Source organism: Desulfomarina sp. (assembly GCF_054039375.1).
In genome coordinates this window covers 1-14,933 of record NZ_JBPLBA010000013.1, presented here as the reverse complement: position 1 = coordinate 14,933, position 14,933 = coordinate 1, and the positions used below count along the sequence as shown (strand labels likewise).

The following is a 14,933-nucleotide window of genomic DNA, read 5'->3' as shown; positions in this document are numbered from 1 at the left end:
CTTACCGTTTCAGTTTTTCCGGCAACCGGCAAACAGAATGAAAAAACAGAACCCCTTGCCAATTCTCTCACTGATTTCAAAATCACATCCACACCCAACTCAACAACAATAACTCTTGTCTCCAATACTGCCATCGAGGATTATCGGGTAGACACAATAGGCGGCAGTGACAAGCGTCCACCAAGAATGTATATAGACATTGATAACATAAACATCAACGAACTCATTCGAGAAAAGAGAATTGGCACATCTGTCGATAAAATCAGGGTCGCTCCGAGAGGTAAAGGGGCCAGAATAGTTTTTGACTCCGCCTCTCACACCATGTTCAAATACAGTGTTGCTCCCACCCGGGAAGGGCTTGCTGTTGTCATTGATGAATCGGCGGCGACCGCAACTGCAGGTTCAGCGGCGGTAGCAGCAGGATCCTCTTCAGGCTCAAACAGTGACTCTACCCTTGATGCTCTGATCGGATCTTCTGAAGAACTTCTCAAGCAGGATCCGGATCAGCTTGTCAAGAAAGCGGCTGAAAAAAACTCTCCGAAACAACCGGCAGATGATTTTTCATTTTCGGGATATAAAAAACAGCGTATCAGTGTCGATTTCTACAAAATAGATATTCACAATGTTTTTCGTCTGTTCAGGCAGATAACCAATCTGAATATAATTGTTGATGAAGATGTATCAGGCTCCCTGACCCTGGCCCTGTCCGATGTACCCTGGGATTTTGCGCTTGATATCATCCTCAACCTTATGGATCTGACCAAGGAAGAAAAATTCAATACCATTGTCATTTATCCGAAATCGAAAGAATTTGTCTGGCCAACCAGGGCTGATGACAATCTGGCGTTTACTGCAGATACGGATCTGATCCAGCAGGAAGCTCTGGTGATTGAACAGGCTGAGCGTACATCTCCCAAAGTTATCGAGGCCAAAAAACTCATTGGTAAAGCACAGCAGTTTGAAAAAAATGAAGACTTTGAAACAGCCGCTCAGCTCTATACCAAGGCAATGGAATTATGGCCTGATAACGCGAAACTTGCCAACAGGCTAACAACTCTTTATCTCGTAAACCTCGGCATGAATGCCAAAGCTGTTTATTACGCAAAAGAAAACCTGAAGCGGCATCCCAAGGATAACTATGCTGCTCTTTATGCTGCTATCGGCCTTGCAAATATGCAGAGAATTTCTGAAGCTGCCGACTATTTCGCCCAGAGCATCAGTTCAACACCGCCAATGAAAGAAGCTTTACTCAGCTATGCAGCATTCAGTGAGAATAACGGTCAGAATGACGCCGCGTTGAAACTCATTGACAAGTACCACACGACTTATGGAGAATCCATAGATACCATGATATCAAAAGCACGAATTCTTGATAAACTCGGCTTGAAATCTGAGGCGGTCAAGGAATATAAAGCTATCCTTGCATCCGGCTACCAGATACGACCGGACCTGAAAAAATATATTCAGGGTCGACTTATGATACAATAAGTTTCAGCATCATTAAAACAGCTGCTATTTTTGAACTATTTCGTCCCACGAGGTTTTTATGAAGTCCATAACACAATTAATTTTTCCAGGTAGCCTCTTGCTACTCGCTATTCTGTTGTCATCGTGTATGCCGAGTTCCCAGCATAAGGACAACTCTCTTTCCACGGCATCGACAACCATGGAAAATCAGGCAAAGACAGAAAAAACTGTGCAGGCTCAACCCAAATACCCCGCAAGCCTTCCAGTGCAATACCAGACGGCATCGTATGTCGTTAACAAAGATGAATCCGAAGATATCGCCAAATCCGAGGAAAGTGTCCTGAAGGTGGGCGCACGAATCACTTCAACAAGAGGACCACAACCACTTTGGGATATACTCAAGCGACTGGCGGCTCTTAAAAGAATGAATGTCTCCTGGGCTGAAGATGTAGACCAGAATGCCCGTGTCGATGTCGATATCACACCGAAAGATGACTTTTATGATGCTGTCAATAATCTGCTTGCTCAAATCGGCTATTTTGCCGAGTTCAAGAATACTACTATTTTTGTTCGCAACAAGATTACAAGACAATATCGTATTGCCATGCCGTTTATCACCCAGAAATACTCAACGGAAACCGGTGGTGACATCATTGGAGCCGGCGGAGCAGAAAAAGGTTTTAAAGCCTTAATCAAACTGCAGGCCCAGGGAAGTCCGGTCGGGACGAGTGTTTTTTCTAAGGATAATGATACAAAAACCGAATTTGATATCTGGAACAATATTGAATCCAATCTCAAGGTCATACTCAATATTCTTGAAACAAGTGAAGTCGCGATTTCCGACTACGAACGACAATTCGGTGCAGAAAGCCAGGGTCGTGCAAGGGTTTCCGAGCGAGACAAGAAAAGTGGCAGTGACGCCAGTGGAACCTATAAAGCCAACAAACAAAGCCAGTCTACTGCAGGTGCCAAAAAACAGAAGATTAAAACCAGCAGGCAAACCTCTAAAGACGGTTCATACTTCATTATTGATAAACCGGTCGGCATTATAACTGTAACAACAACCAAGGCGATGCATGAAAGAATCGCCAAATACATCAACAGCCTGAAAAAATCCCTTTATAAACAGATCACGATAGAAGCGAAAATTATTGAAGTACAGCTCAGCAAAGAGTCGAATATTGGTATTAACTGGTCAAAGGTGCTGAAAAATTTTGGCCTGTCCGGTAGCGTCACATTTGGTGATAATGGCCAGGTATACCCCTTTGTTTTCAACAATGATGCAGTTCAAGGTCCTGTTACTTACACAAATGCCGATAAAACCGCCTATTTTAAAACCATTAATCCCGGTCAGTTTATTTCTAATATTTCATTTGCTTCTCGAACATTTGATGTGTTTCTCAATGCACTCAATGAACAGGGTGATGCCAAAGTCCTCTCAAACCCGAAAATCAGTGTAATGAACGGGCAACCTGCCTTCATTACAGTGGGACGCAATGTTACATATATCGACTCCATTGATTCTGATCTTGATTCTGACACCGGCATAGTAACTTATACCGTCAATACGGACCGAATTCTCTCCGGTATTGGAATGGCACTTACTGCAACAGTCCTCGATGATACTCATGTTGTCATGAATCTCGTCCCGGTAGTTTCCAACCTTCAGGAACCAATTGAATATCGCGATGTCGGCAATCTTGGCGGCACGGTCGGCCTGCCCATCGTCAATATCCGGGAAATGAGTACAACGGTCAAAGTCGCAGACGGTGAAATGCTTGTTATCGGCGGACTTATAAGTGATACCAAAGAAAACAGTGGGGAATTCGCACCGTTGTTAGGTGATGTTCCCATTGTAAAATATCTTTTTGGGTCTGAGACAAAAACTCATGTAAAACGTGAGCTCATTATCCTTCTGAAACCCAGAATTTTCTAGTTATACCTGGAATATTTTTTTTAACTTTTGCTTGGAGATCAACATGAACAGGCTGAAATATCTAATCATTGGTATTTTCGCATTGAGTCTGACCGGTTGTGGTCAGACCGTGATAGAAACTTTGAAGGTAACTGATGGACCAGGTTACAATGAGCCGGGTACTGGGAAAAGCATCGTAATTCTGCCTTTTGCAGACTATTCACAGGGAAACCTGGAGTCCGCCCATAGAAGGAACATGATCATCACCGAAACCCTGACTGACCAGCTGGTCAAAAATGGTTTTGGCCTCCCCGTTCAGGAGGATGTTTTTGGATACCTTATCAACCAGAATATTATAGATCTTTCAGCTTATGAAAAGGTGAAAAACAGCTCTCTTGTGGCTGAATTGTCCAATGAATGGTCTGATGCCATGAAACAGCAACTGAAGATCTATATTCAGGCAGAAGATGAAAAAAATTCATCAAAGGCTCTTTCCAGTGCCGGAGCCCATGCTCTTACCACTAAAAAACTGGCCAAAATCGGTCGTCATTTTAAGGCCGATTATATCATGAGAGGCCGCATTCTTGAATATAAAACCCGCCAGGAGGCCACATGGGCTCCATGGAAAAAAGGGATTCTCCCATTTATTAACGGTGGTGCCAGTAGAATCATGTTCGGTTTCGCCTCATCGGATGCTTATGATGAGGAAAATGAACAACTGATGGGAGCCCTGCTTGGAGGCCGATTCGGCTATTCCTCCGTAAGCTGGCCCTGGGAAAAGGGTGAAAGTGTTTTTGGCAGAACAGGCCGGGATGCCAACACTGTATTATGGGCTGGAGCGGGATATGGTCTCGGTAAGGTATCCCATAGAAGCGGTCAGATAGACCAGGCAACAGTCCAGATGCGCATATGGGTTCAGGAAGCTGCAACAGGAAATGTTGTCTGGACCAACAGAGTACGGGTACAGGTTTCTCCGGAAACATTTATGGCAGACCATCAATATGATACTCTTTTTAATAAAGCCATTGAAAAAGGTGTTACTACTCTGGTCGATCATTTTGTGACTTACGGTCTTTAATTCTTTTCATTTTCCGTAATTTCTCACAGACACGCCAGTTTTATAATCTTTACCCGGCCTCCAGTTGTGTTCCAACAACTGGAGGTTTTTTTTTCAGCAATAGGGGTATATTTTCCATGCAAAGACACAACCGGTTAGTGCTTTTCTGTTTTACTTTTTTTTTCTTTTTCCCATTCCACTCACCCCTTTATGCCAACGAAAACATCCAGAAAATTACAGTGCAATTCAAGGATACTGACCTGTCAACGTGTGTTACGACAATCCTCAGGCTGGCAGGCTCACAGTCAAAAATACGCATTGACAAAGGCATAAAGAAAAATATTACGAAATCAATTCATAAAAAAAGATGGGACCAGGTCCTGAAGGATATTCTTAATGAAAATAATCTTAAATTAGTAAAACAGGCAGACCATACCTACCTGATAACAAAAATCAGTAAGAAAAAAAACTCATCAACAACCGGCAACAAAACTATTGTCCTGACAGAAGAATCATTGAATCTTCAAGATTCAAAAAAAGACTGCCCCGAGGCTTCCCTTATCACACTCGGCTATAAATACAGCACGGGAACAAATCCTTATGGCCTGATCGGGAAATGCGTAAAATTAAAAAACACCACTCCAATACAATACCTTGATGCAAAAAAAGCCCTGGTTGCCTGGAACTATCGTGGCGGAAGAGGAACAGTGCTGGTTGAAGACCGTTCCGAAAAGGGAACGGCGCTGAACAACAGCAGGTTTATGACAGGTACAGTTATTGGCACCTATGAATACACAACTGTTCTGGGTGCGAAAATGATTATACCACATCTTGTTCTCAAATAAAGTTTCCCCTCTCCTGCACACTGTCCAGCAACTGGGGCTGGACAGTGTTACAGAACGCAGGTAAAAGCAGAGCTGTTAACTCTGAGAACAATGATTTTATCCGGGCAGGCTGATCAATTATCAGCACCATCCTTTTTCTGGGAGTTCTGAAACAGTGCCATAAAATTTACCGGTTCCATAAGAAAAGGTGCAAATCCACCGTCAGTTGAAACCTGGCTTACTATCTGCCTGGTAAAAGGGAAAAGCAGGGTCGGGCAATCAACTCCCAAAACCATTTTGATATGCTCTTCGGGGATATTTTTTAACAGAAAAACACCGGCATGTTCAACCTCAAGGATGAACATTGTCTTATCATCTTCCTTTGAAGTTATTTTTGCCGTAACCTGAATGGCCACTTCCCAGTGATCATCATCCATTTTAGTGTTTTTCAATTGCAGGTTAACCTCAACAGCCGGCTCCTGTTTTTGTGGGGTGATATAGACAGCGGGTGCGTTGGGATTTTCAAACGACAGATCTTTGGTGTACATCTTCTGCATACGAAAAATGGGTGTCGCTGCTTTCTCTTCTTTTTTTTCCACCATGGTTTTCCTCTGATTCTAATATTAATCATTTGAAAATCTCACAACAGAAGGTAGTTTCTGACGCAGTAAGATTTTCATTATTTATTCTCCCCACTACAGGGTATAACCACTATACAGTTTTACCGTAATTACTCATAGCTACCCCAGCTATTCACGGGATCTTTTGTCCACATAAGGAGGCTATAGCGAAGAAGAGCCTGCAAAAATCTACGGCACCTGTGAGCAATTACAGTTCCGAGGTAATAAAACCATAGAAGTTGCTACCCCTGTGACCAATTACGTTTTACCAGGTGAGTGTATCAATCCTGTTGAGACTGAATATCTGATTCGCTTTAATTGCAATCCACCCATTCCGGCTTATTCAAGAACCTCCCTGAGAAACTGCCCTGTATAGGATTTCTCCATCCGTGCAATTTCCTCAGGGGTGCCGCATCCTACAATTTCACCACCGCCATCACCTCCGTCCGGTCCCACATCAATAATCCAGTCAGCAGTTTTTACCACATCAAGATTATGCTCTATAACAACAACTGTATTCCCCTGGTCAACCAACCGGTTCAAAACATTTAACAAATGCTGGATATCAGCGGGATGCAGCCCTGTGGTCGGTTCATCAAGAATATAGAGAGTTCTGCCACTGCTCCGGGTCGACAATTCCCTGGCCAGTTTGACCCGCTGGGCCTCCCCTCCCGAAAGGGTAACAGAGGACTGTCCCAGTGAAATATAGGACAGGCCCACATCAAAAAGTGTCTGCAATCTGTTCTTTATTGGCGGGATATTCTGAAAAAACTCCAACGCTTCCTCAACCGTCATTGCCAGCACTTCATGGATATTTCTGCCTCGATATTGGATCTCCAGAGTTTCAGCATTATATCGTTTTCCTTTGCACCTTTCACAAACGACATAGATGTCAGGGAGAAAATGCATGGCGATTTTGTTCATCCCCTCACCATCACACGCCTCACATCGTCCACCCTTAATATTGAAAGAAAATCTCCCAGGTTTATACCCCCTGGCCCTGGATTCAGGGAGCCTGGAAAACAGATCCCGGATGGGAGTAAACAGTCCGGTATAGGTGGCGGGGTTGGAGCGTGGCGTCCTGCCAATAGGACTTTGATCAATATCAACAATTTTATCAATACAGTCAAGTCCATACAAAACAGTTCCACCAGAAGAAAATGTCTTATCCCTGTTTTTCAACCCGCTTTTGGCATACCGGAAAAGAGTCTCGATCACAAGTGAACTTTTACCGGACCCGGATACTCCCGTCACACAGGTCATTACCCCCAGAGGAAAACGTACTCCAATCTTTTTCAGGTTATTGACTGTACAGTTTTTCAGACGAAGAGCCCTGCCGCTCCTCCTGCCGACCTTCCTTCGCCTGTCAGGGACTTTAATGGACTCTCTTCCGGAAAGATATGCACCGGTTACCGAATTTTCATTTTGCAGTAACTCCTCAACCGCGCCACTGAAAACAACTTCTCCTCCATGGACTCCGGCACCTGGTCCCATGTCCAGTACATGATCAGCCGACAGTATTGTATCTGTATCATGTTCAACGACGATAACACTGTTGCCGAGATCACGAAGTTCAAGCAGGGTATTGATCAGTTTCTGATTATCCCTCTGATGCAGACCGATACTGGGCTCATCAAGGATATACAATACTCCGGCAAGCCTGGAACCGATCTGTGAGGCAAGCCGTATCCGCTGCGCCTCGCCACCGGAAAGAGTTCCGGCACGTCTCTCCAGGGAGAGATATCCCAGGCCCACATCCTCAAGAAACGACAGCCTGTCGACAATTTCCTTCATTATCGGCTCGCCTATCTGTCGCTCTCTCGCATCGAGAGGTAGAAGCGGTATCTCCACCAACAGCCTGTCAATAGACAGTCGTGTCAACTCATCAATCGACCATTTCCCTATCCTCACCGCCAGTGATTCCGGTTTGAGTCGTGCCCCTTTACAGTCCGGGCAGATCTGTTCGTTCATATACTTCGACAGTTCTTCCCTGATCATTCCCGACTGGGTTTCATGAAAACGTCGATCAAGCTGAGGAATAATACCTTCAAAGCGCTTGACCGTGGTCATAACCCTTCGTCCCTTCTGATAGTGAAAGGATATTTCCTCGTCTCCGGAACCATACAGAAAGACCTCCTGCACTTTTTCCGGCAATTGCCCGAAGGGAGTTTCCAACGACACGTTGTAATGACCGGCAACTCCTGAAAGCATCTGTCCTGTATAGGTATTTTCACTCCTCCACCCCCACGGAGCCAGAGCACCGCGGGCTATTGACCTGTCAGGATCGGGAACAACAAGTACCGGATCGAAAAACTGCTTTACCCCGAGGCCACTGCACTCACCACAGGCCCCCTCGGGATTGTTAAACGAGAAGAGCCGGGTACTCATGGGCGGGACGGAAATGGAACATTTATGGCACGCGGCCAGTTCACTGAACAATTTTACAGAATTATCCTCAGGAAACAGCACCAGAAGCAATCCTTCCGTTAATTTTACAGCTGTCTCCACTGAATCAGACAACCGCCTGCGTATGGAGTTTTTTATGACCAGACGGTCAACCACGACCTCAATACTGTGTTTTTTATTTTTATTGAGAGTGACCAGATCATCCGCATGAAGGATATCGCCATCGATTCGAACCCGGACAAATCCCTGCCTGCGAATTCCTGCAAGCAGCTGTTCATGCCGACCTTTCCTTGCACTGACCAGAGGTGCCAGCAGAATGAGTTTTGTTCCCTCTTCCAGACGCATCAGCGCGTCAACCATATCTTCGACAGATTGCGCCTCAATGGGATCGCCACAAATATGACAATGGGGGTGACCGCACCGGGCAAAAAGAAGACGGAGGTGGTCATAAATCTCTGTTACGGTTCCCACCGTAGACCTGGGGTTCTTGCTTGTTGTCTTCTGTTCGATGGAAACAGCAGGAGACAAGCCTTCCAGGCCATCAACATCAGGTTTATCCATCTGGCCGAGAAACTGGCGGGCATAGGTGGACAGTGATTCAACATAACGTCTCTGCCCTTCCGCGTACAGGGTATCAAAAGCCAGGGTGGATTTTCCTGACCCGGAAAGACCGGTAAAAACCACCAGTCGATTGCGAGGCAGGTCAACATCAATATTTTTCAAATTATGCATCCGTGCACCACGGACACTCAAGAGCTTTGGTTCCATGAATTATCGTCCACCTGAACAGACACACCTGCCTGTCCGGAATTCACCAGCGACGGGAAGAGAAATCAATCAGATATCAAGAGAAGTATGATCGACCTTAATACAGCGATCCATTACTACAAAAAGACCTTTTTTACGGGCAAGCTCTGCCGCCTGTTCATTGACGATCCCCTGTTGCATCCAGACGACTTCGGCACCAATTTTTATCGCCTGGTCAACCACCGGCGGAATATCCTCCGATCTTCTGAAAATATCCACAAGATCAATATGGTCGGGAATTGCTTCCAGGTCAGGATAACATTTTCTACCGAGAATCTCTGTCTGTCCTGGATTGACGGGATATATGGCATATCCTTTGTCCATAAGGTACCGGGCAACCATATTACTTGGCCTGTTTTCCTTGGGAGACAAACCGACTACCGCGATGGAATGAACTTTTTTCAATACACATTCAATTTCCGACAGGTCTTGAATGGATCCTAAATTCTGCATATCACAAAGCTCCAGGAAATAAAAATAAGAACGGTTCAACTGAACGTTCAGTTCAGCGGACTCTTAATCCAAATATAATGAGGAGCCCATGGACAAAAGTCAAGATAGCAATTATATAGTAGAACCAATAATCAAAACACAGAGATTGAACAGGAGAATTCAGCACCGTTGACTGGTGCAGACTAAAAAGCAGGTAACTCCTTCCAGGGGTAGTAACTACAACAGCGAGGCATCTCGTACGCAGCCGGAATCCTGAATCCGTGAGTATTGCTAACGCTCCCCTGATTATGAATTTTATATTAATTTTCCAAGTTTTTATCCAGTGCCTGTCCAGAAATGAGGATTTTCTGTTCGAAATCAAGGCGCACGGGAAAGTTTTCCGCAGGCATATAATTGATATCGGAGTCTATGCTTACCTCCGAGGATAAAATTTTTCGGGCAACGCAGATATCGGGCAAAAAGACCAACTAATAGACAGGCACTGTCTAAATAATAATCATAAAGCTGTCACGGATTCAGGGGAATATTAAATGGATATACAAAAGCGTGAGGAAATTCCATGAATTTTCAGGATATCATTTTTGAGCTCAACACTTACTGGGCGGAACAGGGATGTGTTATTCAACAGCCGTATGACATGGAAGTCGGAGCAGGTACCTTTCACCCTGCAACGCTTCTTCGAGCCCTTGGTCCGGAACCATGGAAATCTGCATATCCGCAGCCATCACGGCGCCCCACCGACGGCAGATACGGTGAAAACCCCAATCGCCTGCAACACTATTACCAGTACCAGGTCGTTATCAAACCGTCACCCATTGATGTACAGGAGCTGTACCTGAAAAGCCTGGAGAGGTTTGGACTGAACCTGCTTGATCACGATATCCGTTTTGTTGAGGACGACTGGGAGTCTCCTACGCTGGGTGCATCGGGCCTGGGCTGGGAGGTCTGGCTGGACGGCATGGAGATCACCCAGTTCACATATTTTCAACAGGCCGGCTCCATTGAACTTTTTCCCACCACTGTGGAAATCACATATGGCTTGGAACGCATTGCCATGTACCTTCAAAGTGTTGAAAGTGTCTATGATATTGCCTGGAACGATGAAGTAACCTACGGTCAGATTTTTCATCAGGCGGAAATTGAGTTCTCAACCTTTAATTTTGAAGAAGCCGACGTGGAAAAACTGTTGATGTTTTTTAATGCATACGAGGAAGAAGCCCTTAAGCTTGCAGACAAAAAACTGCTTCTTCCGGCATACGATTATTGCCTGAAATGTTCGCACACGTTTAATCTTCTCGATGCCAGAAAAGCAATAAGTGTTAATGAACGGACCAGGTATATTGGCCGCATAAGAAATATAGCAAGAAAGGTTGCTGAAACCTATGTGGCCCAGAGGGAAGAAATGGGGCATCCTCTGATACCGAAAACCTGAAAAGGAAGATACAGCAGAATAAATAAATGGCGGAAGTGCATGGGAATCGAACCCACCTAAGAAGCTATTAACCCCTTACACCGGATTTGAAGTCCGGGAGGGCCACCAGTGCCCTATCCACTTCCGTCAAATGAACATATATCCACAAAAAGATAACTACTATACTAATAAGTGTTGACCTTGAAAACAACTTTTTATTATACTACGTCGTTTTATTACCACTGTGAGTAGTTACTTTTCAAGTTCCAATTATTTTAAAATTCCTCATACTTCATTCAAAAAAACATGCAGTGCGAAAGATTAATCAAAATGATTAAATTGTGGTACACCCATGTACGTGACGAAACCATGGCACCGGCCCGGATGGTCTCATTCATGGAACAACATGCAGAGTCATGCGATATCTGCCTTCAGGATCCTGATCTCAAAGCTGAGATTGCCAAAATAACAGAACTTGTTCTTCCTGAATCCAAAATCCCGAAAGCAATCCGGCAGAAAAATGAAAAAGTTGAGGCGGCAATAGAAGAGGCCGAGGAAACAACCACCGAAGAAGAGGAAACCACTGAACCTGAAGTTGATGAGGAAAACCTCGACCTGGTTGATGATCCAGAAATATTAAATGCACCTGATGCTTGACAGGCAAGAAAGCTCGACAACCCTCTATTCTTGCCATGCCCGAAGTTTTTCTGTGATATAATTATTAATAGCAGTCTGTTCTTCATTGCCTTTGCCCACCACCCGCAATGGACTACCAAAAGAAAAATAAGCTGTTTTTTCCACATCAAGTCTACCGAAATCTTTCACCAAACGTCCATTCTGCCATGCGTCGGTTTTCAACGCCAGGGGAACAACGTCTGCACCGGCTTTTTTCGCAAGCTTCACACCAATTGAGCTCATCTGTTTTGCGTCAAAATCCTGTGATCTTGTTGTCTGAGGAAAAACAATCACGGAAATCCCGTCTTTCAATCTCTCCACCCCTTCTGTCATTACAACCTTCAGATCTTTGCGTGGATTTGTCCTGCTGACAGCAATTGGATTCCTGGAACGCATGACATATTTAAACACCGGATAATCCAGAAGACTCTGCTTGACTACAAAGGTCACCTCTGTCAGCGGTTGAATTATTCCCGGCAGGAGCAACGTTTCCATCATACTCATGTGATTTCCAACGATAACGACAGGTTTATTCAGCTCCAGCAGATTTTCAATACCGCTGATCTCCACACGAATACCTGCATTTTCCAACCTGGACAGCACCTCCAGACTGCTGTCGATCCACGAGTGACTGTCATATTCCCCCTGTTTTGCCTTCCAGCCGGCCCTGGCGACAATCAGGAGAAATCGACTGTAAAAAGAAAGTGACGGCAACATTTTGCCGATAAAGGACAATTTTTTTTCCGGTGTCCTGTATATCCCGCCCTGATATTGAATTCTGTGCATACCTTCTGACCCGTCAACCTGAATTTTTTCAACATTTCATTTGAAATCAGTTCTTCGGTGTCCGTCCGGAAATGAGCAATTTCGTTCAAAATTAAGAGCTGCGAAAAAAATAAGCGCAGTCATACAATTGATATTCCGGGCATTATTTTTTGAGTATGACGCAGACATCGGGCAAAAAGACCATTTATGGACAGACACTGTCTGACGATAAGTAGCATGTTCCTTTCCAACAAAGCAAGTATTTCCTCTTTCTTCCTCCGGTCAACCAGCAGAAAAAAACCTTGAAAAATTGAAATTTTCGTTTGAGACAAAGGAAAAGGAAATTTAAAAAGTGCATCATATTAAACAGATGTGAGCAGTTACGATCTTATTTTGACTGAAAGACACCTTTTGTTATACAATGACAGAGATGGAATAAAACCATTCCCAGAAAGCAGGTGAATCATGGCAAAGAAAAAAATTCTCTTTATCGACGACGAACCAAATATCCTGTCCGGATTGAAACGGATGCTCCGCTCCCTTCGAAAAGAATTCCATCTTGAGTTTACTGAAAGCGGTAAACAAGCTCTCGAAATCATGGAAAAGTATGATTTCGATGTAGTGGTTTCCGATATGCGCATGCCCGGAATGGATGGAGCAACCCTGCTTGCGGAAATACAGAAACGGTTTCCGTATTCCATAAGAATTATGCTGTCAGGCCAGGCCAATGAAGAATCAATAATGAGAACCGTGGGGGTCGTCCATCAGTTTCTGGCCAAACCGTGTGATCCGGAATACCTGAAAGCCGTCCTGCTGCGGGTCTGCACTCTGCATGACCTTATGTCCCATCCTTCCCTTAAAGAAATGGTCTCACAGCTGGATACCCTCCCCAGCCTTCCAGAAGTCTATGCAAAACTTCGGCAGGCGATCGCCAACCCGGATGTCCCTGTCTCTGAAATCGCTGCAATCATTGAAGAAGACATGGCCATGTCTGCAAAAGTACTGCAACTGGTCAACTCAGCTTTTTTCGGCCTTTTCCAGAAAGTGGAAAGCCCGGCCAGGGCAGTGAATCTTCTTGGTATTGATACGGTTAAAAACCTGGTTCTCGGAGTTGGCGCTTTCACCGAGATAAAGGCATCTTCAAAAATATTCCCCGTGAAAAAACTATGGTCCCATAGCCTGATGGTCGGTAATTGCGCAAAAAAAATCGCCATGAGCCAGTCAGAGGATAATGACCTGATAGACAACAGTTTTATCGCGGGCCTCCTTCATGACATAGGTAAACTTGTCATGCTGGCGAAAATGGACAAACAGTATGAAGAGGCAACCATGCTGGCTGGAGAGGAAGGCATCTGCCTCCGCTCTGCGGAAAAACGCATTTTTAACGCTGTGCATGATGACTTTGGCGCCTACCTCATGGGATTGTGGGGAATGCCGGGACCAGTTATTGAAGCGATAGGATTTCACCACAGGCTGGACAATTATCCCGACAATCAGTTCAGTCCGGCAATCGCAGTTCATCTTGCCAATGCCTTTTATTATGAAAAACATCCTGATACAATTACAACAGCTCCACATGCAGTAAATATTTCCCACCTCAAGGCAATCGGGCTTGGCGACAAAATTGAACCATGGCGTGAATTATGCTCAGAAATACTGGAACAGGAAGGAGAAATATAAAATCAACCGACTGCTCAACAGCAACCCGTCTTTGCGCGATCACATCTGGCCGCATAAATGGATTGTAGCCGTCTGACAGCAGCTCCACCCATCTGGCATATGTGGACAGTTACCACAATACAGGCAAGGAAAATATAACAATGCAATCCCTCCCCCTTGGAAGAGAGAAAAAAAAAGTTACAACCGTCGGCTTAGGCGGAGAAGGCATCCTGCGGACCTACGGAAAACTGAATGCGGCAAAACTGGTGATTGAAGAAGCCTTACGTCAGAACATCAGCTACTTCGACTGTGCCAGAGTATACTCAGACAGCGAAATATATTATGGCGCCACCTGGGAAAACAATCCTGAAGTTCGCAAAAATGTGTTCCAAACCTCCAAATCAGCCTCCCGTGACAGAAAAGGTGCCATGGCTGACCTCTCTGCATCACTGCGACGACTCAAGACAGATTATCTGGACCTCTGGCAGATCCATGACGTACGGACAGAAGAAGACCTGGCGGCCATCTCCGGGCCCGGCGGTGCGCTTGACGCCTTCATTGCGGCAAGGGAAAGCGGGAAAGTCAAAAACATTGGTGTCACGGGACATCACGATCCGCGTATACTGACAAAAGCCGTGGAACAGTGGCCGGTGGATACTGTTCTGCTGCCTGTGAACCCGCCCGAACAGGTAATCGGCGGATTCCTTACCCATACAATGGAAACAGCACGGGATAAAGGGGTGGCAGTCATCGGGATGAAAGTACTTGGAGCGGGTCATTATATTAACCCCTCACTCGGGCTCACCGCTGAGGTGCTCATCCGCTATGCTCTCTCCTGCGGAATTACTCTGGCAATAATTGGCTGCTCAACACC

12 protein-coding genes and 1 tRNA gene are annotated in these 14,933 nt (G+C 45.1%); 8 read left to right on the top strand and 5 right to left on the bottom strand.

The window, feature by feature from the left end:
• From ACXLDX_RS00875 to ACXLDX_RS00860, 4 genes are all read left to right on the top strand, one after another.
• The coding region (locus ACXLDX_RS00875) for a secretin and TonB N-terminal domain-containing protein (protein WP_457575299.1) at window positions 1–1,488 on the top strand (1,488 nt) is incomplete at its 5' end.
• Window positions 1,489–1,585: 97 nt separating this feature from the next.
• Complete coding sequence (gene mshL, locus ACXLDX_RS00870; protein WP_457575298.1) at window positions 1,586–3,403, top strand: pilus (MSHA type) biogenesis protein MshL; 1,818 nt, start codon at window positions 1,586–1,588, stop codon at window positions 3,401–3,403.
• 43 nt (window positions 3,404–3,446) lie between these two features.
• Window positions 3,447–4,460, top strand: a complete 1,014-nt coding sequence (locus ACXLDX_RS00865) for a hypothetical protein (protein ID WP_457575297.1) — start codon at window positions 3,447–3,449, stop codon at window positions 4,458–4,460.
• A 116-nt stretch (window positions 4,461–4,576) separates the two neighbouring features.
• A complete protein-coding gene (locus tag ACXLDX_RS00860; RefSeq protein WP_457575296.1) occupies window positions 4,577–5,284 on the top strand; it encodes a hypothetical protein in 708 nt (235 codons plus the stop codon).
• Between the two features lie 113 nt (window positions 5,285–5,397).
• Here the strand turns inward: ACXLDX_RS00860 and secB are convergent, their stop codons facing one another.
• The 3 genes from secB to ACXLDX_RS00845 all read right to left on the bottom strand — a co-directional run bounded on the left by secB (window position 5,398) and on the right by ACXLDX_RS00845 (window position 9,549).
• Window positions 5,398–5,865: a protein-export chaperone SecB gene (gene secB / locus ACXLDX_RS00855; protein ID WP_457575295.1), complete on the bottom strand. Its 468-nt coding sequence runs from the start codon at window positions 5,863–5,865 to the stop codon at window positions 5,398–5,400.
• A 357-nt stretch (window positions 5,866–6,222) separates the two neighbouring features.
• Window positions 6,223–9,057, bottom strand: coding sequence for an excinuclease ABC subunit UvrA (gene uvrA, locus ACXLDX_RS00850; RefSeq protein WP_457575294.1), 2,835 nt, complete (start codon window positions 9,055–9,057; stop codon window positions 6,223–6,225).
• 69 nt (window positions 9,058–9,126) lie between these two features.
• On the bottom strand, window positions 9,127–9,549 hold the full coding sequence (locus tag ACXLDX_RS00845) for a CoA-binding protein (protein WP_457575293.1): 423 nt from the start codon (window positions 9,547–9,549) through the stop codon (window positions 9,127–9,129).
• A 559-nt stretch (window positions 9,550–10,108) separates the two neighbouring features.
• On the opposite strand from ACXLDX_RS00845, the gene glyQ reads away from it, so the two are divergent.
• Window positions 10,109–10,981, top strand: coding sequence for a glycine--tRNA ligase subunit alpha (gene glyQ / locus ACXLDX_RS00840; RefSeq protein ID WP_457575292.1), 873 nt, complete (start codon window positions 10,109–10,111; stop codon window positions 10,979–10,981).
• A gap of 27 nt (window positions 10,982–11,008) precedes the next feature.
• On the opposite strand, the gene ACXLDX_RS00835 is transcribed toward glyQ, so the two are convergent.
• Window positions 11,009–11,106 (bottom strand) — tRNA-Sec (locus tag ACXLDX_RS00835).
• Between the two features lie 184 nt (window positions 11,107–11,290).
• Here ACXLDX_RS00835 and ACXLDX_RS00830 point away from each other — a divergent pair.
• Entirely contained in the window at window positions 11,291–11,617 is a 327-nt protein-coding gene (locus ACXLDX_RS00830; RefSeq protein ID WP_457575291.1) for a hypothetical protein, read from the top strand.
• Between the two features lie 24 nt (window positions 11,618–11,641).
• Here ACXLDX_RS00830 and ACXLDX_RS00825 read toward each other — a convergent pair whose 3' ends face one another.
• Entirely contained in the window at window positions 11,642–12,421 is a 780-nt protein-coding gene (locus ACXLDX_RS00825; RefSeq protein ID WP_457575290.1) for a lysophospholipid acyltransferase family protein, read from the bottom strand.
• 444 nt (window positions 12,422–12,865) lie between these two features.
• On the opposite strand from ACXLDX_RS00825, the gene ACXLDX_RS00820 reads away from it, so the two are divergent.
• Entirely contained in the window at window positions 12,866–14,080 is a 1,215-nt protein-coding gene (locus tag ACXLDX_RS00820; protein ID WP_457575289.1) for an HDOD domain-containing protein, read from the top strand.
• A gap of 140 nt (window positions 14,081–14,220) precedes the next feature.
• Window positions 14,221–14,933: aldo/keto reductase (locus ACXLDX_RS00815; protein ID WP_457575288.1), on the top strand; the 713-nt coding region annotated here is incomplete at its 3' end.